At 60.6% G+C, this 23,498-nt stretch carries 19 protein-coding genes and 1 tRNA gene; 2 read left to right on the forward strand and 18 right to left on the reverse strand.

Annotated features, from left to right (window positions below):
• Nucleotides 1-82 precede the first annotated feature (82 nt).
• Entirely contained in the window at nt 83-805 is a 723-nt protein-coding gene (locus DW732_RS00450; protein WP_118098093.1) for a GntR family transcriptional regulator, read from the forward strand.
• Between the two features lie 124 nt (nt 806-929).
• On the opposite strand, the gene DW732_RS00455 is transcribed toward DW732_RS00450, so the two are convergent.
• From DW732_RS00455 to DW732_RS00540, 18 genes are all read right to left on the reverse strand, one after another.
• Nucleotides 930-1,511, reverse strand: coding sequence for a GNAT family N-acetyltransferase (locus DW732_RS00455; RefSeq protein ID WP_117735434.1), 582 nt, complete (start codon nt 1,509-1,511; stop codon nt 930-932).
• Between the two features lie 78 nt (nt 1,512-1,589).
• Complete coding sequence (locus tag DW732_RS00460; protein ID WP_117735433.1) at nt 1,590-2,615, reverse strand: low specificity L-threonine aldolase; 1,026 nt, start codon at nt 2,613-2,615, stop codon at nt 1,590-1,592.
• Nucleotides 2,616-2,660: 45 nt separating this feature from the next.
• Nucleotides 2,661-3,524: a phosphatase PAP2 family protein gene (locus tag DW732_RS00465; protein WP_118098095.1), complete on the reverse strand. Its 864-nt coding sequence runs from the start codon at nt 3,522-3,524 to the stop codon at nt 2,661-2,663.
• 154 nt (nt 3,525-3,678) lie between these two features.
• A complete protein-coding gene (mfd, locus tag DW732_RS00470; protein ID WP_118098097.1) occupies nt 3,679-7,311 on the reverse strand; it encodes a transcription-repair coupling factor in 3,633 nt (1,210 codons plus the stop codon).
• A gap of 157 nt (nt 7,312-7,468) precedes the next feature.
• The gene (nth, locus tag DW732_RS00475) at nt 7,469-8,134 is read right to left on the reverse strand and encodes an endonuclease III (protein WP_117743114.1); all 666 of its coding nucleotides are present in this window, start codon (nt 8,132-8,134) and stop codon (nt 7,469-7,471) included.
• A gap of 63 nt (nt 8,135-8,197) precedes the next feature.
• Nucleotides 8,198-10,000 (reverse strand): ABC transporter ATP-binding protein, encoded by a 1,803-nt coding sequence (locus DW732_RS00480; protein WP_118098099.1) that lies wholly within the window; start codon nt 9,998-10,000, stop codon nt 8,198-8,200.
• A gap of 124 nt (nt 10,001-10,124) precedes the next feature.
• Nucleotides 10,125-11,480, reverse strand: coding sequence for a DNA recombination protein RmuC (locus tag DW732_RS00485; protein WP_118098101.1), 1,356 nt, complete (start codon nt 11,478-11,480; stop codon nt 10,125-10,127).
• Nucleotides 11,481-11,604: 124 nt separating this feature from the next.
• Complete coding sequence (locus DW732_RS00490) at nt 11,605-12,039, reverse strand: hypothetical protein (protein ID WP_117735428.1); 435 nt, start codon at nt 12,037-12,039, stop codon at nt 11,605-11,607.
• 684 nt (nt 12,040-12,723) lie between these two features.
• Entirely contained in the window at nt 12,724-13,263 is a 540-nt protein-coding gene (gene rbr / locus DW732_RS00495) for a rubrerythrin (RefSeq protein WP_117735427.1), read from the reverse strand.
• A gap of 98 nt (nt 13,264-13,361) precedes the next feature.
• A complete protein-coding gene (locus DW732_RS00500; protein ID WP_117763534.1) occupies nt 13,362-14,267 on the reverse strand; it encodes an adenine glycosylase in 906 nt (301 codons plus the stop codon).
• Nucleotides 14,268-14,288: 21 nt separating this feature from the next.
• Nucleotides 14,289-14,774 (reverse strand): Rrf2 family transcriptional regulator, encoded by a 486-nt coding sequence (locus tag DW732_RS00505; RefSeq protein ID WP_117743111.1) that lies wholly within the window; start codon nt 14,772-14,774, stop codon nt 14,289-14,291.
• Between the two features lie 359 nt (nt 14,775-15,133).
• Nucleotides 15,134-15,211, reverse strand: a tRNA-Asp gene (locus DW732_RS00510).
• 266 nt (nt 15,212-15,477) lie between these two features.
• Nucleotides 15,478-15,945 (reverse strand): YfcE family phosphodiesterase, encoded by a 468-nt coding sequence (locus tag DW732_RS00515; RefSeq protein WP_117735424.1) that lies wholly within the window; start codon nt 15,943-15,945, stop codon nt 15,478-15,480.
• A gap of 95 nt (nt 15,946-16,040) precedes the next feature.
• Nucleotides 16,041-16,757, reverse strand: a complete 717-nt coding sequence (locus tag DW732_RS00520) for a LytTR family DNA-binding domain-containing protein (RefSeq protein ID WP_006235156.1) — start codon at nt 16,755-16,757, stop codon at nt 16,041-16,043.
• A gap of 72 nt (nt 16,758-16,829) precedes the next feature.
• A complete protein-coding gene (locus DW732_RS00525) occupies nt 16,830-18,173 on the reverse strand; it encodes a histidine kinase (protein ID WP_117735423.1) in 1,344 nt (447 codons plus the stop codon).
• Nucleotides 18,170-19,357 (reverse strand): glycosyltransferase, encoded by a 1,188-nt coding sequence (locus tag DW732_RS00530; protein ID WP_117743936.1) that lies wholly within the window; start codon nt 19,355-19,357, stop codon nt 18,170-18,172. Before DW732_RS00530 ends, DW732_RS00525 begins: the two co-directional genes overlap by 4 nt.
• A gap of 171 nt (nt 19,358-19,528) precedes the next feature.
• A complete protein-coding gene (locus DW732_RS00535) occupies nt 19,529-20,788 on the reverse strand; it encodes an MFS transporter (protein ID WP_117877543.1) in 1,260 nt (419 codons plus the stop codon).
• A gap of 101 nt (nt 20,789-20,889) precedes the next feature.
• The gene (locus DW732_RS00540) at nt 20,890-21,834 is read right to left on the reverse strand and encodes a zinc dependent phospholipase C family protein (protein ID WP_118098102.1); all 945 of its coding nucleotides are present in this window, start codon (nt 21,832-21,834) and stop codon (nt 20,890-20,892) included.
• Nucleotides 21,835-22,108: 274 nt separating this feature from the next.
• On the opposite strand from DW732_RS00540, the gene DW732_RS00545 reads away from it, so the two are divergent.
• Nucleotides 22,109-23,254, forward strand: coding sequence for a PucR family transcriptional regulator (locus DW732_RS00545; protein WP_158567301.1), 1,146 nt, complete (start codon nt 22,109-22,111; stop codon nt 23,252-23,254).
• The last annotated feature ends 244 nt before the right edge of the window (nt 23,255-23,498 follow it).

The raw sequence follows: 23,498 nt of genomic DNA on the forward strand, positions 1-23,498 counted from the left end.
ATACTCGTTACCAGCGGTTTTGTTGTTGTATTGGATACATGCTTGATTAGGCAAGCATACAGGTTAGATACAGGTTAATCGCATGAGCGCTTCATCTAAAAAGAAACTGACCCAATACGAGCGTCTGGCGGCCACACTTCGCGACCGTATCGCCGCCGGCACCTACGCACGCGGAGACAAGCTGCCGTCCGAAATGGAGCTCATGGACGAATCGGGGCTGTCGCGCAGCACTGTGCGCCATGCCCTTAAGGTGCTTGTTGACGAGGGCCTGGTTCGCACCGAGCGCGGGCGCGGCGCCTTTGTGGCTGACACGCCGGCGCTCCACGAGAACAGCCTGGTGTTTTCGAGCTACACGGCGCAGATCCAGGGCCAGGGCATGAAGCCCACCACGCGCACGGTGGACTCGGGCTTTGCCAAGGCTGCCGGCGACGTGGCCAAGTTTTTCGATGCCGCCGTGGGCAGCAAGCTCGTCAAGCTCGTCCGTCTGCGCTATCTAGACGATGCGCCGCTGTGCTTGGAGACCACCTATCTGCCGCCAAGTTTTGAGGCGCTCATCGATCGCGATATCAACGGATCGCTCTACACCGCGCTGCGCCAGGAGTTCCATCGCGCGCCGGCGCAGGGGCACAAGACCTTTGAGGTGTGTTATGCCTCGCAAAACGAGGCGTTTTTGCTCAATGTGGAGCGCGGGCAGGCGCTGATTCTGATCACCGACTACGTCTACGACACCGACGGCCGCCCGCTGCACATCTCCAAGCGTATCCAGCGCACCGACCGCGCCAAATACACCGAGCCCATCGGCTAACCACCACCAAAACCACCACAATGGGGACAGGCACCTTTGTGGTGGTTTTTAAGGTTAACGCGCCAAAAACGGCCGATTTTCGAGAGAAACCACCACAAAGGTGCCTGTCCCCATTGTGGTGGTTTTAGGCGAGGAGGTCGGGGAACCAGGTTGGTTTGGGTTGGTTGGGGACGCGCTCGGCTAGGACCAGCTCCATCCAGCACATGTCGTACCAGCGGCCGAACTTTTGGGCGCAACGGTCGAAGGCGCCCACCAGGCGATACCCCATATGGGCATGGAAGTCCTGGCTGTTGTGCGTCAGATACTCGTCGTCTTTGTCGTGCGGTACGGCGATGAGCGCGCACATGTTGGTGATGCCCATCGCGACCAGGCATTGCTTGAGCGCATCGTGCAGCTTGCGACCCAGCCCACCATGGCGCACATCGCGCGCCAGGTAGATTGACGTCTCGACCGACCAGTCGTATGCCTCGCGGCTGTTGAGCGGGCTCACGTAGGCATAACCCACCGGACGCCCGTCCAGCTCCATCACCAGATACGGATAGCGCTTGAGTGTACGCTCGATGCGCCCGGCGAACTCCTCAACGCTCGGCACCTCGTATTCGCAGGTAATCGCCGTCTGGCGCACATACGGCTCATAGATGGCAAGCAACGCCGGCGCGTCTTCGGGCGTCGCCAGGCGAATCGTCGGCTCGGACATCTCGGCCATACAACCCTTCCCTCTCAAAAGCAAAGGCCGCCCCGCGCCAAACCCAGGTGCAAGGCGGCCCCTCGTCATTACATCAACCTACAGGACAGCCGCCAGCGCGTCGATGTCCTCCTGCGTCGTGGCCCAGCTGGTGCAAAAACGTACCACGGTGTGGGCCTCGTCGTACTTTTCCCAGTACTCGATCGAGGCATGTTCGCGAATGCGGGCCATGTCCTCGTTGGGCAGAATCACGAACTGCTGGTTGGTCGGCGTCTCCAAGAAGAACTGGTAGCCGCGCTCGTGCAGCACGCGACGAAGCGCCTGCGCGGCCTCGATTGCCTGGCGACCAACCTCAAAATACAGGCCATCGGTAAAGAGTGCCTCAAACTGCACGCCCGTCAGGCGGCCCTTGGCAAGCAGCGCTCCGTGCTGCTTAATGCGCGGAATGGGATGTGCCGGAGCGTGCATGCCGCAAAACACCACGGCTTCGCCGCAAAGCGCGCCGCACTTGGTGCCGCCAATGTAGAACACGTCGCACAGCTGTGCCAGCTCGGGCAGGGTAATGTCGCACTCATCGGCTGCCAGCGCATAGGCCAGGCGGGCGCCATCCACAAACAGCGGAATCTGGCGCTTCTGGCACACCGCATGAATCGCCGCGAGCTCGGCCTTGGAGTACAGCGTGCCGTACTCGGTCGACAGGCTCACATACACGGCGCCCGGGAATACCGTGTGCTCGTAGCTCTCGTTTTCGTAGAACACCTGGATATAGTTTTCGAGATCCTCGGCGTGCATCTTGCCCTCGTAGCCGGGGATGGTGAGCACCTTGTGGCCGCCAAACTCGATGGCGCCCGCCTCGTGGCAGGCAACGTGGCCAGTCTCGGCAGCAACGACGCCCTCGTACGGCGCAAGCAGCATGTCGATCACCGTCGCGTTAGCCTGCGTGCCGCCCACCAGGAAAAACACGTCGGCGTCAGGCGCCTGGCAGGCCTCGCGAATAAGTTGCTTGGCACGCTCGGTGTGTGCATCGGTACCGTAGCCGGGTTGCGGCTCCATATTGGTGTCGACGAGCGCCTGCAGCACCGCCGGATGTGCGCCGTGGGAATAGTCGTTGTTGAACGCGAGCATGATAATCCTCTCTAGCCGGGCACGAGCCCGATGATTCAGATGGGGCTATTGTACGCCGCCCGGATAAGCAATGCGCGCGGCAAGGCACTCGAGCGCCAGCACCAGGGCAAAGCCGCAGCTCACGTCACTCAAAAAGTGCGCGCCAATCACGATGCGACCAAAGGCGACGAGCGCCGCAACCACAGCGGCGACCCAAAAGACCACGCGGCGGCGCGACGGCTTTTCCTTAAAGGTCGCCGCGGGAAGCCCAGCGAGCATAAGGCCGATCGCCGCGTGTGCCGTGTGTCCGCTCGCAAACGACTTAAAGCCGTCCTTGATCACGCCGGCGGCGATATAGGCCCACTTGTCGGGGTTACCGATCACCCACCACGGCTGAAAATCGAGTCCCTGCGTCACCGCGATCACGCGCATGCGCGGGCGCGACCACAGCGGCTTGACGATCACGTTGAGGATGATGGCCTGGGCGACCCACACGGCAAGCACCATTAACGCCCAGCGCGTGAGCTCTTTGGAATCGGTGTCGCGCGTGAGGCGGTAGACGATAAGGTTGGCGGCGATGACCAGCACAAACGTCAGCACCAACTGTGCTGCGACAAGTTTGCCGCCAACCCGCAGGGACGAAACGACCTCGTAGCCAGTCAGACCGACGTTGACAAGGATGCCGAGCACGGCGAGCCATTTGCTCCCCCTGGAGTCGGGACGCACCGCGCGCACGAGCATAACGCCCGCGATGCTCGCCGTCAGCTCGAACGGCAGCTCGCCGGCGGCCTCGATAAAGCGGCCGTACATGCTAGCGATGTTAAACAGCGCGCTCGAGATCTGATAATCGAAAAAGCTGCCCACGCACAGACAAAGGCACAGGACAACCGCGATAGCAGCGGCATCTTTCTTGTAAATGTACCCGAACATGCTTTCCTTTCGATGGGGCGAAGGGTCAACCCGCAACGTGGTGGGACAAAGTTATCAGTAGTTTTTGTCCCAGGGTCGCTTGCGTTGACAGGCTCGATGCGACTATCGCACCTGGGACAAAACTACTGATAACTTTGTCCCACCGACTTACTTGTTAGTCGTCGTCGCTCGCACCCAGCTGCTGCAGCAGCATGAGTGCGGCCGCCACAGGGCCGGTGCCGTCGTTGGCGTCGAGACCGCGGCCCAGGCCGCTGCCTGCGCCGGCGCCCGCCTTGTAGGGCACCGATAGCTTGCGGCTCTTGGGGAAGTTCACCGCGCCATAGCGAGTCTTGAACTCAAAGGCCACCTTCTTGGGCACGTCGACGCCCAGGAAGGTAATGCGCCCGCCGCTGAGCGTGACACTCTCGAGCCCCAGGCGCTCGCCGCGAATACGAATGCGCGCGCGGTTGAACAGGTTGAGTCCCGCCAACGGCAGCTCGCCATGCGCGGCCTCAGTCTCTTCCTGCACCTCGTCGATGCTCTCCAGGTCCTCGGCCGCCGCGAGCTTACGGTACACGAGCACGCGCTGATCCACCGCCGGCAGGTACTCTTCGGACAAGAAGTAGTCGGCCGGCAGGTTAATGCCCACGTTCGCCGCCTCCACGCCGGCATCGTCGTCGCCGCGCGCCTCGGCCACGGCCTGGCCCAGCATCTGCGTAAACAGGTCAAAGCCCACGCTCGACAGGTTGCCGTGCTGCTCGGCGCCCATAAGCGAGCCGGCGCCACGAATCTCCAGGTCGCGCATGGCGATGCGCATGCCGCTGCCCAGGTCCTGGAACTCGGACAGTGCGGTCAGGCGCGCCGTTGCCTCCTCGGTAAGCGGCAGCTCGCCCGGGAACATAAAGTATGCGTAGGCCTGCGTAGCCGAGCGGCCCACACGGCCCTTGAGCTGGTAGAGCTGTGCCAGGCCCAGGCGCTGCGAATCCTCGATGATAAGCGTGTTGGCGCACGCGTTGTCGATACCGCTCTCCACGATGGTCGTGGCAATGAGCACGTCGATCTTTTTGGTCGCGAACTCGATCATCACGTCCTCGACCTCGCGCGGGCTCATCTTGCCGTGTGCCACACCCACGCGCGCCTCGGGCGCGGCCTCGTGCACGCGCGCCACGGCGTCGTCAATGGTCTTGACGCGGTTGGACACGTAGTACACCTGGCCGCCGCGGCCCACCTCCAGGCGAATCGCCGCGCTCACCACGTCGGGGTCGTACTCCCCCACGTGCACAATCACGGGACGGCGCCCGGTCGGCGGTGTGGTGATCAGGCTCATGTCGCGCACGCCGCTCGTCGCCATCTGCATGGTGCGCGGAATGGGCGTTGCCGAAAGCGTGAGCACGTCGATCTGCTCGCGCAAGTTCTTGAGCTGCTCCTTGTGCTGCACGCCAAAGCGCTGCTCCTCGTCGATGATCACCAGACCCAGGTTCTTGGGGTTCACATCGGCCGAAAGCAGGCGATGCGTGCCAATGAGCACATCGATCGTGCCCTCGGCAAACGCCTTGAGCGCGCGCTTTTGCTGCGCCGGCGTACGGAAGCGGCTGAGCACCTCGACCTCAAGGCCAAACGGGGCAAAGCGCTCAAAGAACGTCTCGTAATGCTGCTGAGCCAGAATGGTCGTGGGGCAGAGCACCATGACCTGACGGCCGGAGTCCACGCATTTAAACGCCGCGCGCAGGGCGACCTCGGTCTTGCCAAAGCCCACATCGCCGCACAGCAGGCGGTCCATGGGCTTGGGTGCCTCCATGTCGGCCTTAATGTCGGCGATGGCCTCCAGTTGGTCGCGCGTCTCGTCGTAGGGAAAGCTCTCCTCCATCTCGATCTGCTCGGGCGTATCGGGCGGGCAGGCGACACCGGCAATCGAGGAGCGGCGCGTATACAGATCGACCAGGTCAAACGCCAGCTTTTTGGCGTTCTTGCGCGCCTTGTTGGTGGCACGCGTCCAGTCGGCGGTGTTGAGCCTGGTCAGGCGCGGCTTGTCGCCGTCGGGGCCAACATAGCGCGTGATGCGGTCGACCTGCTCGAGCGGCACGTAGAGCTTGTCGCCATCGGCATATTCCAGCAAAAAGTAGTCGCGCTCCTTGCCGCCCACTTCCTGGCGCGCAATCTCGCTAAAGAGCGCGATGCCATGCGTTGCGTGCACCACGTAGTCGCCCGGCTTAAAGGGGAAGGTGATCTGCGTAATGTCGACCTTGCGGCGGCTGCGGGCACGATTGGCGTCCATGCGGGCATTGAGGTCGGCGATCGAGAACACGGCCAGATTGGCATCGGGCACCACCACGCCCTGCGGCAGGGTGGCATCCACAAAGGTCACGCGTCCGCGCGAGATGGTGGGCACGGCGGCACCGGCGGCAGCCTGGGCCGCGCCCGCCTCGAGCGAGCGGGCGTTGAGCGCGTCGGCATGGCGCTCGCGAATCGAGGCATGGGCCGCCTGACGGGCGGCGCGGGCGGCAGAATCCGCCGCCGCCACACGTACACGGTCGCCGATAACGCCGGCGTTTTCGGGGGCGGCAGTCAGCGACTCCTCAAAGGTAATGCCCGCATCGCCAAAGGTGAGCTCCATCGACTCGCGCGCACCGCGGTCGGGAATGGCAAACACGCAAGCGTAGCGCTTGCCCACAACCTCCTGAATGCGCGTCATAAATCGATTGTCCGAGCCCGCAATGGCCGGCTGCTCAATCTTGAGCTCGGCCGTAACCGCGCCGCCGGCACGAATCAGGCTCACGTAGTTCAGACGCTGCTGAGCACCAAAGTCGAGCTGCTGGGCACGCACGTACAGGCCGTCCAGACGGTCAATCCCCGCCTCGTCGGCACGGGCTTCGATATCCTCGTAGGCACGTAGGCAGTCGTCGAACAGCGAGCGCGGCTCGGACAGGACCACAAGTGCCTTGCCGCTCACGTGCGCCAACGGGCTCACGGTCTGGCCGTACATCACCGGCAAAAAGCGGTCGAGCTCGGGCGTGACGATGCGCGCGTCCACCATCTCGAGCAGCGCCGCCAGCTTGCTGTCGTCCTGGCTGGCGCGGTAGAGCGCCACATGCATGTTGTGGACCGCCTCGTCGGTGAGCGCCAGCTCGCGGCAGGGGAAGATCTCAATGCTGTCCTCGTTGCCGATGGTTTGGCCCGTGGAACTCACCATGCGACGGATGCGGTCGATCTCGTCGCCAAAGAACTCAATGCGCACGGGTGCCTTCTCCTGCGCGGGAAACACCTCGACGGTGTCGCCGTGCACGCGGAACAGGCCGGGCGCGTCGGCGGCACCGGCATTGGCGTAGCCCATGCCCACCAGGCGCTGCGGCACCTCGTCGAAGGGAATCTCCTCGCCCACCGTAAAAGTAGTGGACTCCCAATAGCGGCTCTCGACCGGCGGCACGCAACGCAGCAGTGCGCGAGCGGAGGCGACCATGATGCAGTTGTCCCCGCGCACGATGCGCCCGAGCGCCTCGCAGCGCTGGGCCACCACGGCGTCGTCGGGCGCCTGCTCGCGCCAAGGGTAGTCCTTGCGCTCGGGAAAGCGGCACACGTGCGCCAGGCCCACATAGGCGGCCAGACTGCGTGCGGCGCGATCGGCCGCATCCTCGCCACTCACAATGTAGACCGTGGGGCGCGGGCGACGCGCAAACTGGGCTGCCGCCATAAGCGTGCGACCCGACTGCGACACGGCCAGCGTCACGTCCTCGCCGGCATCGAGCCCGGCCTCGACGGTCTGCAGTGCCTCGGCAGTGTAGAGCTGCGCGGCTATACGGTGAATGAGCATGCTGTTCCTCCGGCATTGCAACGCCAAAAGCCCGCCGGGGCAAGCTCGGCAGGTCGTACGTCAAATACATTGTCTGTCATGGTAGCGCATGGAGAGGACTCCGGCTCAAGGGCAAACCTAGCCCCGCAAAAAACGCCAGACGAAGATGCGTTCCGCCCTACCCCGCTACGCGCACGCTGGGGCACAAATCTGCCAGCGGGCACTCGTCACACTTGGGTTTGCGGGCGTCGCAGATCTCGCGACCAAAGGTGATCCACTGATGGTTGACCGACTCCCAATACTCGTGCGGCAGAATCTTGAGCAGATCCCGCTCGGTCTTGAGCGGCTCCTTGGCATGCGTCTTGGGACTCAGCATTAGGCGATGCGCGATGCGGTTGACGTGCGTATCGACCGCAATGCCCTCGACAATGCCAAACCCCACGTTGAGCACGATGTTCGCCGTCTTGCGCCCCACGCCCGGCAGCTTGACGAGCTCCTTCATGTCGGCCGGCACCTCGCCGCCATAGTCGGCGACGATCATCTGCGCGGCCTCGACGGCATGCTTGGCTTTGCTCTTGTAGAAGCCGAGTGACTTGATGGTGTCCGCCACGTCAGCCACGCTCGCCCCGGCCATGGCCTCGGGCGTGGGCCACTGGGCAAACAGCCGCGGCGTCACCTTGTTGACCTGCATATCGGTCGTTTGCGCCGAAAGCAGCACCGCGATCAGCAGGCGGAAGGGATTCTCGTGGTCCAAAAAGCACTCGACCGGGCCATAGCGACGGTTGAGGCGCTCACACACCTCGATGGCGCGCTCGCGCTTGGCGGCATTGGTCTCGCGTGGCATAACGACTCCTCGGCTCAACGGCACAATAAACTTATGAGCACAATTGTCCCACGTATAGGGTCGTTACGCTTCCAAAAATGCGCCGGTCTGGCGGCTCCACAGGCTTGCATACTCGCCGCCCGCCTCGACAAGCTGCGCATGCGTGCCGTCCTCGACGATCTCACCATCGGCCAGCACCACGATGCGGTCGAGCGCCGCCACGGTGGACAGGCGGTGCGCCACCACAATGGAGGTACGTCCACGCATCAGATTTTCGAGCGCCTCCTGCACCAGCGCCTCGGACTCGCTGTCGAGGGCAGAGGTCGCCTCATCGAGCACCAGAATCGGCGCGTCGGTTAGGATGGCGCGGGCGATAGCCACGCGCTGACGCTGGCCGCCCGAGAGCTTGACGCCGCGCTCGCCCACCATGGTGTCAAAGCCACGGGGCAGGCGGTCGATAAACTCCAGGGCATTGGCCAGGCGCGCCGCCTCACGAATTTGCTCGTCGGTGGCGTCGGGGCGGCCGTAGGCGATATTCTCGCGAATGGAGCGGTGGAACAGCAGCGCCTCCTGCGGCACGTAGGCAACCTGGCGGCGCAGGCTCTGCTGCGTGCAGCGCGAGACATCCTGACCGTCCACGAGTACGCGGCCGCCCTGAACATCGTCCAGGCGCAGCAGCAGCTTGGTGAGTGTCGTCTTACCCGAGCCCGATTTGCCCACCAGGCCCACGCGCTGGCCCGCCGCCACATGAAGCGTCAGGTCATCGAACACACTCTCACCCGCCGCAGCGTCACGGTACGCAAAGCTCAGGTGCTCAAAATCAATCGCGCCCTCGGTCACTTTGAGCTCAGGGGCGTCCGGGTCGTCTGCCACCAAACGTGGCTCGTCCAGCACGCGCGTCATCTCGGCAGCGTCACCCAGCGCGCGGTTGATACGCTGCATCATGGAGCTCACGTAGTTCAGACGCATGGTGAGGTTGTACGTATAGGTAAAGATCATGACGAGCGCGCCGGCCGAGATGCCAAACCACGCGTTGCCGCCCGCCACAAACACGCTCACCACGGCCATGGTGATGACGATAAGGCCCGAGGTCGTAAAGTTGCGCTGCATCATGGCGTGCATCGATACCGTCTCAGCATCGCGCGCGGCGCGGTCGGCGGCATCGAACAGATCGTGCTCAAAGTCCTCGCGCCCGCAGGTCTTGACGGCCAGGATGTTCGTGACCGCGTCGGACAGCACGCCCGAGAGCTTGTTTTGCGCGGCGGACGTCGCGGCCGAAAGCGGCATGATGCGCTTGTACATAAGCCAGACAAACGCAATGTAGACGACCATGATGCCCACCAGGATCACGGTAAATGTGGGCACCACCGGGGCGAGTGCCGTCACCGTGCAGACGACCGAGGTGATGGTGGGAATGAGCGAATACACCGTCACGTCCACCAGTCCCGTATAGCCGCTCATAAAACGGCTCGTCTGGCTAACGAGCGATCCGCCAAAACGGCTGGTGTGAAATGTCATGGATTGGTTGGAGAGCGTGTCGAAGCACAGACGCGCCAGGTGATAGTTGCCTGCGATTTCGAGCTTGTAGACGGTGTAGTCCTGTAGCTTGGAGAGGATCTGACCCACCAGGTTAACGAGTACGAGCGCCAGGATATAGGGGCCGAAGACCTCAAACACCTGGTCACCCGCCACGGGACCGGCTTGAACGCGGTCGACAATGAGGGCCATCACATAGGTATTGGCAAACGTCAGCAAAAAGATGTAGCCCGCCGACGAGAACACCGAGAGAAAGACGATCAGCGGCTGTGTGCGCGTGACGTCCCAAAAACGCTGCAGCGTGCGACGCACGGTTGAGCGTTTGAGCGGACTGGTGCTTCTCTGAGACATGGGCTTCCTTTCGCATCTGATAGGGCGAAACACCATTGTTGCACATTAAAGTGCGCTTTAGGCAAGTGCGATGCGAGAAGCGCTGCGCCCCGCGCCTGCGCAGACGCCCCGCCGTCAGGTGCGGCTAGTCCTCGTCTTCTTGCCCTGCAAGCAGGCCCGCAGACGTGAGCCCCAAGACCTCGTCGGCCTCCTCGGCATCTTCCAGCGCGTCGATATCCTTGAGCTTGCGCTCCATAACGTTGGTGCGCGTGGTGATGATGCCCTCGACCGTTTTGCCCGCGGTCTCGATCTGCTGCTGAGCGCGGCGCAGCGCCGCCTGATAGCGCGGCAGCTCGGCCTTGACGGCGGAAAGCACGCGTAGCACGTCGTCGGTGCGCTTTTGCAGCTTAAACGTCTGGTAGCTCATCTGCAGGCTGTTGAGGATGGCGGCCATGGTGCTGGGACCGGCTACGTTGACGTGATAGTCGCGGCCCAGGGTCTCGATAAGCCCGGGGCGGCTGACGATCTCGGCGTACAGTCCCTCAAACGGCACGAACATGATGCCAAAGTTGGTCGTTGCCGGCACACTCAGGTACTTTTCGCAAATGTCTTTAGCCTCGCGCTTGACCATGGTGTCGAGCGTCTTGCGCGCGGCGGCGACGGCCTCCGCGTCGTCCGACTCCTGGGCATCGAGCAGATGCTCATACGCATCGCCCGGGAATTTTGAGTCGATCGGCAGCAGCACGGGTTCGCCCTCGTCCACCGGCAGCTTGACGGCAAACTCAACGCGCTCCGAGGCGCCGGGCTTGGTGGCGACGTTTTCCAGATACTGGTCGGGCGTAAGGATGTCCGCCAGGATCGCGCCCAGCTGCACCTCGCCCAAAATACCACGCGCCTTCACGTTGCCCAGCACACGTTTAAGGTCGCCCACGCCGGTGGCGATAGATTGCATATCGCCCAGGCCCTTATACACGGCCTCGAGCTGGTCGCTCACCTGCTTAAACGATGCCGACAGACGGTCGTTGAGCGTGCGGGAGAGCTTCTCGTCCACCGTCGCGCGCATCTGATCGAGCTGCACGTTGTTGTCCTTGCGGATGGCGCCCAGCTGGGCATCGACCGTCTCGCGCACCTTGTCCAGGCGCTGCTCGATGCCCTCGCGGTTGGCGCCGAGCTGTTGGGTCGTCTCGCGGCGCAGGTCATCCATACGGTCACCAGCTTGCGAGAACTCGCGTGCGATGGCCAGGTAACGTTGCTGCTCCACGGCCGCATCGGTCGTCTGCTGCTGCGCGATGGCATTGGCCGTGCGGCGGGTTTCAGCCAGCGCGACGTTCAGGGCATCGAGCGCGTTGTTGGCCTGCTCAAGTGCTGCCAGCGTTTCCGCGCTACTGTCGCCACGCTCCCGCAACTCGGCACGCAGGCTCTTGAGCTGGATGGCGCAAGCCACAGCAACCCCCACCGCCACCAAGGCGATCACAACAAGCACAATATCAATAGCAGACATAAACTCCGCCCAACAAACCCAATCGAGCACCAATCAAAACCGCGATCAATCTTACCCCGCCATACACACGGATCACTCACTGCCTTGCAGACAAATTTCTCTTATAGCCGCGGGCGTTAAAACGCTAGCTCTCCCAGCCGGCGCGGATGGTTGTTATGACGTCACCTAGGCGCTGGCCCAGGGCCGCTAGATGTTGAAGCACCTCGTTGGGCGATGCGCCGTTGAGGATGCACGTGAGGGCATACGACGCCAGAAAGATGGCCGCAAGCCCCAACGGGATGAGCACGATCATCGCCAATGTGCGCAGGCGCTGGCCCAAACGGCGGCGGCGCGCGCGGCGTTTGTCGAACGCGAGCTCCTGCGCATATGAATCTTGCTGTACGGAATAGGCCTCTGGCGCCGATTCACACCCGGGCACAGCTGCAGGTACAGCAGCGGGCACGACGTTTTGCACGGGCGCCTGGTTGGCAACCCCTTGCATTTGCATCTCCATGAGTCGTTGCTGCTGACGCAGCATGCGCTCAGCTTGTTGCTGCGGAGTCTCAAGAAACAGATCCATGTTGGCCTCCAAAATCGGGGCATTCGACGCTTACGGCCAGCATCCCGCACCGCCATGACCGCGGCAACGCAATCGCCGGCAATAGCCACAAAGTTTCTTTTGCTCAAAAGCTGTCGAAAAGCTCAACAACTCCCCTACCAGCACTTTCTCTGAGCTTTTTTCGCCAGCAATCTTTTGGCCTTCCACCCTTACGCCAGCTGACCAAAATCTAACCAAAAGCTTGACGAAAATTGTGGAGACCGGGACCTCAAGTAAAACGTGACAGCCCCAAGCGAAGCAGCCTGGACAGTTAGTTCAGATATGTATAAATCAGACCCCCCACAGAAGGGCCGACACGCTCCGTTTGCTGCATTTTGGTCCCCCATAACGGACATCAAAGACCCAAAGTCAGGCGTAACAGGCATCCAAATGACGCCCAACAGACCTCCAAGGACCCAAAAGACAGCCATCGAGCGATTGGAAAATACGAATCTGAACTAACTGTCCGCCCCCACACAAAACGTGCCGCCCCATAGGGGGCGGCACACAAACTTTAATATCAGCTTTTCTGTAGCGAGCACGCGACGACCCAACGCCGGGGCGCGGGGCGGGGAGATACCTTTCCCTCGCGCGACTCTGCGAAGCCGTGAGCGAGAGGGAAAGGTATCTCCCCGCCCCGCGCCCCGCAGCAGCCAGCGCCACGCGCTAGTAGTTCACCACCTGCTCCTCAAAGTACGCCTTCGGGTGGTTGCACACCGGGCACACCTCGGGCGCCTCGGCACCAACATGCAGGTGTCCGCAGTTCAGGCACTTCCACACCTTTACACCCTCGCGCTCAAACACCTCGCCCGACTCAATGCGCTCGACGAGCTTGTTGTAGCGCTCCTCGTGAGCCTTCTCGACAGCAGCGACGCCGCGGAACTTCGCGGCGATCTCGGCAAAGCCCTCCTCCTCGGCGGTCTTGGCAAACTCGTCGTACATCTCGGTCCACTCGTAGTTCTCTCCCGCGGCGGCATCGCGCAGGTTATCCAGAGTGCTGGGAACGGCGCCATCGTGCAGATACTTAAACCACAGCTTGGCGTGCTCGGACTCGTTGCCCGCCGTCTCGGCAAAGATATTCGAGATCTGAACGTAGCCGTCCTTTTTTGCCTTGGATGCATAGTAGCGATACTTGGTGTGCGCCTGAGACTCACCGGCAAAAGCGGTCTCGAGGTTCTTCTTGGTTTGAGAGCTCTCAAAATCCATAGGTGTACTTCCCTTCAATACATGCCGCTCATAGGCTTTGAGCGGCCTTATTTTATGGTACCCCCTGCCGAAAATCTAAACCTTAAAATTCGAGCGGGCTACACACTCAGCCAACGATCGTCCTCGGAGCGGCAAAAGCCCTCGCGCTCCAGATCGGCCAGAATACTCGCGACCAGCTCACACTCGACCGGCGCTCGACCGGCCGCCGCCTCCATCTCGTCAACGCCTGCGACGGCCTCATCGAGCGTAATCCCCGCCGGCTGGTCATCGCGCGCTGCCAGCAACATGCGCACGATATGCGCGCGCTTTTGGCGACGCGAGCCCTCAAACTTTGATTGACGGCTATAGCCCGCCGAGCGCCTGGACGGATTGGGCAACGTCTTTTTTAGATATGCGCCGTAATCTAGCAACGCGTAATACCACGCGCGCGGCGTATCGGCATCATCGAGCGGCACGGCAAAGGGAGCGATCTTGTCGAGCGCCGCACCGGGGGCCGCCGGACAGGCCGCCTGAATCAGCGGCACCAGTTCGCGATCGGGAACGGCGGGCACATCGGGAAAGAAATGATGCAGAAAGACCGTGCGCACGTTGGTCTCCAGATACACACCCGGAAGATCAAACGCAAACGACCGGATACCCTGCGCCGTTGCCGGGCCAATACCAGGCAGAGCGACCAAGTCGCGCGTCTCACGCGGAAACTCCCCATCCCAGTCCTCTGCAACGCGCTGAGCGGCCTTGTGGAGCGCCAGAGCGCGTCGATTGTAGCCCATGCCCTGCCAAGCGTCTAAAACATCGGAAGGCGCGGCCTGAGCGAGCGCCCGGACGGTCGGAAAGCGATCGAGCCACGCCGGCATGCGCGTCTCCACGCGCGGAACCTGTGTCTGCTGCAGCATGACCTCGGAGAGCCAGATGATATATGGGTCGCGCGTGCGGCGCCACGGAAGGTCGCGATAACGCAGAACCCCTTCCGAACGAATCATCGAACGAAAGGGGTCCTGAATCATGGCAATGCTCCTTATGCGGCGCTATTCCTCCCGGCAGGCGCACGCACAGGTGGCGTACTCGGGAAACGCATCGCGATCGGCGAACTTGGGATCGACAGCCGGGAACTGGCGATGGGCGACGATGTCGCCGAGCGAAACGGAATCGAGGTAGTCGCGCATCAACGCCTGGGCTCCGGCCCACAGGGGATGATAGCAGCACGTGCCCATGCGCGCACAGTCACCATCGGGCGCGGTGCAATCGTTCATAACCATAGGGCCCTGAACAGCCTCGACGACCTGGCGGATGGTGACATCGTCCGGACTGACCTTGAGACGCATTCCACCGTGGACGCCACGCAGGCTCTCCACAATACCGGCCTGGACCAAACCGTGTTGGATCGAACGGGCAAACGAATACGGGACATTGACCTCTTCGGCAGCGGTGCGAACAGAAAGCAAACGCTCCGGATCCTCGGTAAGCATCGCCAGCATACGAAGGGCGTAATCAGTCTTCCTCGATATGTCCATTTTTCCCCTTTCAAGGAATACGAACAGCTCGAACGAGCTCCGGGGCCGAGCTTGTGTCGAGACGCTAAATGACCGCTAGGACATCCAAATGATAAATAGGATATCCACTGAGTGCCGCGCTTGGAGCGAAATGCATCAGATGCGGCCTACAGTGCAATTTAGTATAACCTAACCCCCTGTCTCGTTGAACAGGTGTTGCGCAACAAAGCTGCTGTTTAGACAGATATACTTATTGGATTTTACTTGCGTTCCCGAAGGTACGGGGATTCTGGGCGAAGATGCGCCAGGGCGATCGTTCTATCGAAACAAAGTGCATCAAACGCAAAAAGCCACGTCCGAAGACGTGGCTTTAATTGCGTTGGCGGGAAGTACGGGGCTCGAACCCGCGACCTCCGACGTGACAGGCCGGCGCTCTAACCAAACTGAGCTAACTCCCCAGGCAGGCGTTCGCGTTTGTTTCCGCTCGCGTGCGCTGCGGGGATTAGTATACACAGAAGTCTGTCCGGCACGCAACAACTTTTTTGAAAAAATTTTTCGGTCCCTCCCTGCCGTCACATTATTCAACCAGTTTTGCGGGCGTGCGCCGCTGCGCGGCTAGCCCGCGTGCTCCTCGGCGGGGTTGGTCTGATGGATCTTGTTGAACTTTGACCTTTGGCTCATAAAAAACGGGAGATGCGATCTGCATCCCCCGTTTTTGTTGCGGTTACTCTAGATCAATAAACTTGGTGCTTATGATTTGGCCGTCGTTGACGAGCATTCTGGCCATAGTGGGACCTCGGGTACCTCTGGGGTAGCTGGCGCTGCCCGGGTTGAGGACCAAGCAACGGCCCACTTGGGCTTCTTTGGTTACGTGGGTGTGGCCGTTGATGGCTACGTCTACGGATCCCACCGGGAGGTCTTCGCGGTAGTGGGCTACAGCGAATTTGAGGCCTTCGTAGGTAAAGAGCGCCAGGCGATCCACATCGGGGCCGTAGTCGCGGTAATAATCGTTGTTGCCCAGTACGGCGCGCACAGGGGCGATGGTGCATAGATGCTCGTAGTCCATCTCCGACGTAAGGTCGCCGGCATGGATAATCAAATCCGCACCTTTAAGCTCGTCTAAGAGCGCGGGCGAAAGATAGCCGTGGGTGTCCGAGATGATGTCGATACGCTTGGCGCTTGCACTGTTCATGGGATCCTTTCCGCAAAAAACGATTTGGCAGATACATACAAAAAGGCCCCACGGCTCCGCAGACGATAGGTCCACAGGGCCGCGGGGCCAGTGTGCTAGAGACTCAGAGCCTTCTTGAGCGGCACGACGCGGCGGCGCGAAACCGGCACGCGTTCGTCGACGCCCGTAATGCCCAGCTGGATGGCGCCCGAGGGCACCGTCTCAACGTCGGTAACGCACGCCAAGTTGACGATATAGCGGCGGTGAACACGGAAGAAGCCAAAGTCGCAGAGCTTGGCCTCAAACTGCGCCAGCGAGGTCGTCGACAAAAAGCGATCATCGACGGTATAGATGCAGGAGTAATCGTCCTTGGCCATGATAAAGCGAATGTCGTCCACGGGAATGAGCACCTTGCGGCCGCCCTTTTCCACCGGGATACGCTCGATGGTCACCTTGCTGTCCGTAACCGGCTTAGCGCGTTGCATGACCTTCTCGATCGCGCGATCCAAGCGAGCTTCCTCGACCGGCTTCATCAGATAATCGACAGCATCCACGTCGAATGCCTCGACCGCATGGTCGCTATACGCAGTCACAAACACGATCGCCGGCGGATTTTTGAGCTTATGCAGCGCCTCGGCAAGTTGCAGGCCCGAGGCACCGGGCATCGAGATATCGAGAAACACGACATCCACGCGACTTTCCATAAGCATCTCGATGGCGGAGCGGACGCTCGACGCCTCCGTGATCGTGCCGATCTTGCCCGTTTGCTCGAGCAAGAAGCGAAGCTCCGAGCGAGCCGGCGCCTCATCATCCACAATCATCGCACGCAGCATAGGGATAAAACCTTTCGTCAACTAACTACGCCGGGCATCCGTCGCATGACGTTGAGCCCGTAGCCTTTTATTTTACTCTTGAATGTCAAAGATGCTCTCTGACAAATCAAGATGAAGAAGCACTTTGGTGCCCTTGCCCGGCGCCGATTCGACACGCGTATAGGAGTGTGGCCCATAAAAGCGATGGATGCGCTCCGAAATATTGTGCATGGCCACACCGGCGCCGCCGCCCTGGGGAGAGCTGGCGTCGGGACGAGCAGAGCGCTCGTCAAACAGTCTGGCGGCGGTACCCTCATCCATGCCCACGCCGTTATCAGCAACGGCAATCAAGATTGCATCCTCGCCGTCTTGGTGAACGGTCACGTCGATCCTCAGGGCGCCGTCATCGCCCATACCATGACGCACGGCGTTCTCGACAATCGGCTGAATCACGAACGCCGGCACCAGCGTATCTTCCACGTCCTCGGACACATCGAACGTTGCAAGCACGCGGTCCTCGCCAAAGCGGGCCTTCTCAAAGGTAAGGTAGCGCTTGGTCTGTGCGACCTCGCGCGAGACCGGAATAAGCGATCCCGAGTTGTCGAGCGTGGCGCGATAGAACGATGAGAACTCACGAAGCAGTTCGCGGGCCCGCAGCGGGTCGGTGCGCGTAAACGATGCAATGGTGTTCAGCGTGTTGAACAGGAAGTGCGGGTTAATCTGTGCCTGCAGCGCACGCACCTCGGCGCGCGCCGTGAGTTCCTTTTGCACCTCGAGCTCGTGGATGGCGAGCTGCGTGGACAAGATCTCGGCAAAGCCCGAGGCAAGCGCGTACTGAGTACGGTCGACGGCGCGCGGGGTCTTGTAGTAGAACTTGAGCGTGCCGACGGTACGATCGCCCACCTTGATGGGAGCGATAATGCCGGCGGGGACTTGGTTGTGCGAGCCGTCCGAACCCACGACATCCACCATACGGTTGAACGACTGCACGATGCCATGTTCGATAACGTAGCGCGTTGCAAGCGTGTGGATGGGAGAATCTGGCAATAGTTTTTCCTCAAACTCGCCCGCGCAGGCAAGCACGTTTTCCTCGTCGGTGATGGCCACCGTCATGGCGCGCGTCTCGGGCAAAATGCGCTGGCACACCAAACGCGCCGACTCCTGCGTCAGACCGCCCTTAATGTCCTCGAGCATGGCCGAGGCCACCGAGAGCGTCTCTTCGGTGTACTGCGAGCGCACCGAATCGGGATTGAGCGTCAAAAAGATAAAGATGCACAGAAAGATGCACAGCAGCGCGCAGGCAATCACCGTGGCGATCGGCTCGATGCCGGTCACCAGGGCAAAAATAAAGTACATCAGCACGCAAATGGCGCAGGCAACGGCAATGATGCGAAAGATTGATAATGAACTATCGCGCTGGGCGCGGCGGTCGATCATTCGGCCCCCTCCAGGATACTGATCAGTTGTGCGTCACGCCAAAGCCCGTCCATGATCTTGGGCCAAAAGCTCTGGAAACGCAGGTAGCTTGCAGCGTTTTGGCGCGCATAGGCCTTTGCCTCGTCGATACCATGGCGCCAGATGCGCAGGTAGCCCTCATGCTCGCGGGTAAACACGCTGCGGACCATAGCGGTTTTGCGCACGCGGTCGTCGAGCTCGCGCGAAATCCACGGGCCCGGGTAGGGCATGAGCGATGCCGCCGTAACGGGAATGAGCTCCTTTTGATGCGCGGCGAACGTCAACTTGGCCCGTTCGTAGTACCAACGGTATACATCCTGCATAAAGCGCGGTGAGCGCTTTTCGGACTCCGGAGGCAAATGGCGCACGGTCCACTCGTTATCGAACCACACGTCGTAGCCAAACATGCGCATGTTAAAGAGGTAATCCAAGTCCTCGCCGCGGGTGATAAACGGGTCAAAGGCCACACGCGTAAAGGCGCGGGCGTGCAGGGCCATCAGGCCGCCGCACACGTAGTTGGAGCGCGAGATGCGGGTGCCCGAGAGCGCCTTTTTCATCCAACGGTTGAACTCGATGCGCTTGGTCCACCAACGATGGCAGATGCCCGCCTTGTCCGTGGGAGCCAGCGGCGATCCGTCGCGATCGTAGAAATAGCCGCTCTTGACCAAGATCGGCAGGCCCTGACGCGTCTGCTGACCCAGCGCGTAGGTCGCACGCTTCATAAAGTCGGCATCGATGACAGTCTCATCGTCATCCAAAAAGATAACCGCGTCATGCCCCAGCACAGCGGCACAGGCCAGCCCCATGTTGCGGATGGCGCCGTAGCCTCGCAGACTCACGCACTCGCCCGAACCCTTGGGCGCGATCTGAGCAACCCGGTCTGCGATGCGCGAGGCCTGGGTGTTGGTGACGACGGTGACCTTGAGCGTGGGATGCGCGTCGACAATCTCGTGCACGCGCAGCGACACATCGGCTGTGGCAGAAACGGGACAGACCACCAAAAGGATGATGCGCGGGATGTCGCGCACCTGTTCAAGCGAGGCCAGGCAGCGGTCGAGTTCGGGATTGTCGGCGTTGAGTCGTGTCGAATGGTCATAGGTGCCAGGGGCGTTTGCGCGAGCGTCATCGCCCGCCCAATACGTTGGAATCACGACCGTGGCGTTCATGCCTTACCCTCCCTGCAACACAAAAACGGGACGCCGCCAAACACAGGCGACGCCCCGCGACCTAGCTGACTCCATCATACCCACTTGGGCTAATCATTGTTCGAAAGTCAGAATGTTTATTGCGGATAGCCCCAAAAGAGTATCGCGGCGGACGCAATTACCGGCAAGTTCCTATGCGGCCTGCTCTGCCGTTTGAGACATGCGGGACAGACGGACCAGCAGCGCAAAGCCCACCACCAGCAGCACGCCGATAGATAGGACGCCCAGCGAGGGGTTGCCGGTCAGCGAGGTGACGACCGACACCAAGAAGGTGCCCATAACACTTGCATAGCGGCCAAAGATATCAAAGAAGCCGTAGTACTCGTTGGACTTTTCCTTGGGAATAATGCGGCCAAAGTAGCTGCGGCTGAGCGCCTGCACGCCGCCCTGGAACAGGCCGACCAAAATGGCAAGCACCCAGAACTCAAAGGCGGTCTTGAGGAAGAACGCGGCAAAGAGCACGATGCCCATATAGGCGGCGACTGCCACCAAGATCATGTTGAGCGTGCCCACGCGGCCGGCGAGCTTGCCGTAGATGATGGCGGACGGGAAAGCCACAAACTGCGTGACGAGCAGCGCCAGGACCAACTGGGTCGAATCGATGCCCAAGGCCGATCCGTAGCTGGTTGCCATGGAGATGACCGTGTGCACGCCATCGATATAGAAGAAGAACGCGATCATGTAGACCAGCACGGTCTTGTTGTGGGCGATCTCGCGCATGGTGTGTCCGACCTCGGAGAACACGCCGCCCACAATGTAGCCGATGGTGTCTTCGGGCTTGCGCTCGCGACCGTATTTTTGCTTATAGGTGCGGATGAGCGGCAAGGTAAAGATGAGCCACCAGGCGCCGGTGATAATAAACGACAGGCGCGTGGCCAACATGGTGGGGACGCCAAGGGCCGGACCGCCCATAATGAGCGCCAGGCAGATGATGAACGGCACGGTGGAACCGATGTAGCCCCAAGCGAAGCCCGAACTCGACACGGCGTCCATGCGCTCATCGGTGGTGACATCGGGCAACATGGCGTCGTAGAACGTCATAGACGAGTTGAGGCCGATGGTGCACAGCACATAGACGGTCAAAAACGCCATGGCGGACATCGGGATAGCCTGTGCAAAGCAAAGCACGAGACCCGTCAGGAAGAAGCCCAAGAAGAACTTGATCTTGTTGCCGGCGTAATCGGCAAGCGCGCCCAGAATGGGCATGAGCATGGCGATGACCAGCGAGGCGATCGTCTGCGCATTGCCCCAGGCGACCACCAGGTCGGCCGAGGAAGCGCCGGTATTGATGGCGTTAAAGTAAATGGGCACCACCGAGGTATTGAGCAGCACGAGGGCCGAGTTTCCCACATCGTACATGACCCAGTTACGCTCGAGCTTGGTGTATTTCATGGACAGGGACCCTTCGTATTCGCCCGATATGCAGTTAATTCATCGTACCCCAATTGTCCAGAAGCACCGGTAAGGATTCGGCAAAGGGGCACGCATGGGCCCTATTCCTCGCGGTCGAACTCCTCATCGACATTGAGCACGCGACCGCTGTAGTTGACGTGACTGGTCACGGCCTCCATGTCGCCGGTCTCGATAAAACGCGCGACCGTACACTCGTAATCGACCAGCGCGCGATCAAAGACCTCGGGGAAACTCTCATTCAAGACCTCATCGGTAAAGGGATTCTTCCATGTCAGATGGCCCAGGTTACCGGTGCGCTCGGGCAGCTCCGTCGTCACGCGATGGGCAAGGCCGTCGAGCAGCGAGTAGTCGTGCACCAAGCCCTCAACCAACGAGATCGCGCGCGTCTTTACGGAGCCGGCCGGCTCAATCGCGCGGTAAAGTCGCTGCATATTGGCAACGGCGGCACCGTATTCCCCCGCCGGAATGTCAATACCGTACACGCGTCCGGCAACATAGCTCATCAGCACGCCGGCAACGCGATTGATACGGTCGGTGGTGACGATCTCGCCCGCCGGCGGGTAATCGTCGACCGTAGCGCCATCGCGTTTAAGCTGCAGCATCAGTACATCCAGGTCACTCTCGATCACGGCATGGACCTGACTGCTCGAATCCTCAAGCTCTGAATCGGACTCCACGATGCCAAACTGTTGCTCATAGACAAAGGGATGGGCGTTGCGGTCGAGCACGTAATGAGACAGCAGGCCCAACGCAAAGGCACGGCCCAAGTTGGCGTCGCGCGGCAGCAGATGCGACACGCCGTCGCGCAGGCACGCGAACTGGCGAGACATGCGCGAGCGATGCATGACCTGCGCCAGCAGCGTGCAGTCGGAAACGCGCGGCGTCAGAATGTGAAAGAAAAACGGGTCGGGGCCTTGGTTGCCCAAGATAAAGGCAATGCGCTCTTCATCGGACGCGATGACGCCCTGCGGAAGACGGTCGATGCTTTCCTCGCCAAACAGATGATGGGTGATAAGCGCGGGCATAATGATCCTTTCGATTTCATTCGATGCCACCCATTATGCCCACCGCGCGCCCATACCAAACCTGTAATGATAAACGATATGCTGAACGATGCGCGCCGCAGCCAGTCTTTTCCGTTGCTCACGCCTTCTCCACTGCGGCCCCGGCATGGAAACAGGGGGTTATCGTTTAATATCAACATATGCACCCCGCACCCAATTCTTGTCATACCATTATATGGACAGGCAGCGCTTGCCTCGCATCCATCAAACAGCCTCGCGTCGCACGGAGACACTCATGATTACAGTCGCCGACATTTTGGCCCTACCGGCATTTGAGCAAATCGACCTAGTCGCTCCTATCAAAGACGCCGGGGAGCACCGCGTCTACAACGTTGGCATCCTAGACTGCCCTCCCTCAATCAACGACTACAGCGCATACATGCCCGGTGAATTCATTCTCACCAATCTTGGTTTTTGCTACGAAGATCCCGACCTCTCCGACACGTCGCTTATTGCCATGATTGAACGACGTGTCGCAGCCATTGCCGTGAAACGTGTGTACTCGCCTTGCTTCACCGATGCAGTCGCCCAAGCAAGCGTGCGTATGGGCGTCCCGGTGTATCTCTATTCCGGTGCCTACCATGAACGCGTCGCTTTCGAATCGCTTAATCTTCTTCAACGCGATCTTGACGCATCCGACAAAAGCGATGCCGTTGATCAGTTCTTGGTGGGAAGATCGAAGTCTCAAGTACGACAAGAAATCAACAAACTGGCAGGTCTCACCGGCTCGACGATGCGTTGCATCGCCATCTCGGCTGAAAAGGATGACCGATGCTCACTGTACGCAATTCAAGATACACTCAACGATTATCTGGACTCGTTTCGCCAGCGACACGAGGATGTCCAAAATGCCTGTGCGTTTCGCTATCACGATGCATTGCTCGTTTTTGTCTCGTATGCCACCGATGAACAGCACGAGGGCGTCTTCTGCGACCTAGAGAATGCCATTCGAGGCGTTGGCGTAAATTACTGCGGCGTAGGCGACCTGGTACCCCTCGGCGAGGCAGATATCTCCATTCGCCAGGCAACGATTCTTCTCAATGAATCCCATCTGAGCGGAGCGCGCAGGCTTGAGTGGTCGGATCTGTCCATGGACGCTTTCTCGTATGCAGCGCAGACCAACCCAATGTTCGAGCGCACCGCGCAAGGTTTCCGCCGCCGTATCGAAAACTACGACGCACACAACTCTACCGAACTGGTCCAAACGGCACGCGCCTTTGTGCGCTGCAGCGGCGACATCGTCGACACCGCCGAACACCTACACCAACACCCCAACACCGTCCGATATCGGTTGCGGCGCATTCGAGCGCTCCTTGACATGGATGACTCACACGACCGTGAGCTACTCGTATTCCTTTCGCTCGCTTTCCTCAGCAGATAGCGCGAGCCAACCGGAATCGTCATTTTTCACAAAACAGCCCCAACTACGCTCGGATGATTGGGCTTACAGGCCGCCAATCGTTCATGAATGTCCATACATTTGTAAAAAATAACAAATAGACCCCTAGAAGGCTTTGAGTTGGCACCAAATACACGGCATCTGGGTGCTTCTAGACTTTGAGTCATGGTTTCGGCGTGCCGCTGCACCGGCACCCGACAACAGGTATCGATGCCCCAAATGGGGC

Source organism: Collinsella sp. AM28-11LB (assembly GCF_003469895.1).
Taxonomy (GTDB): Bacteria; Actinomycetota; Coriobacteriia; order Coriobacteriales; family Coriobacteriaceae; genus Collinsella.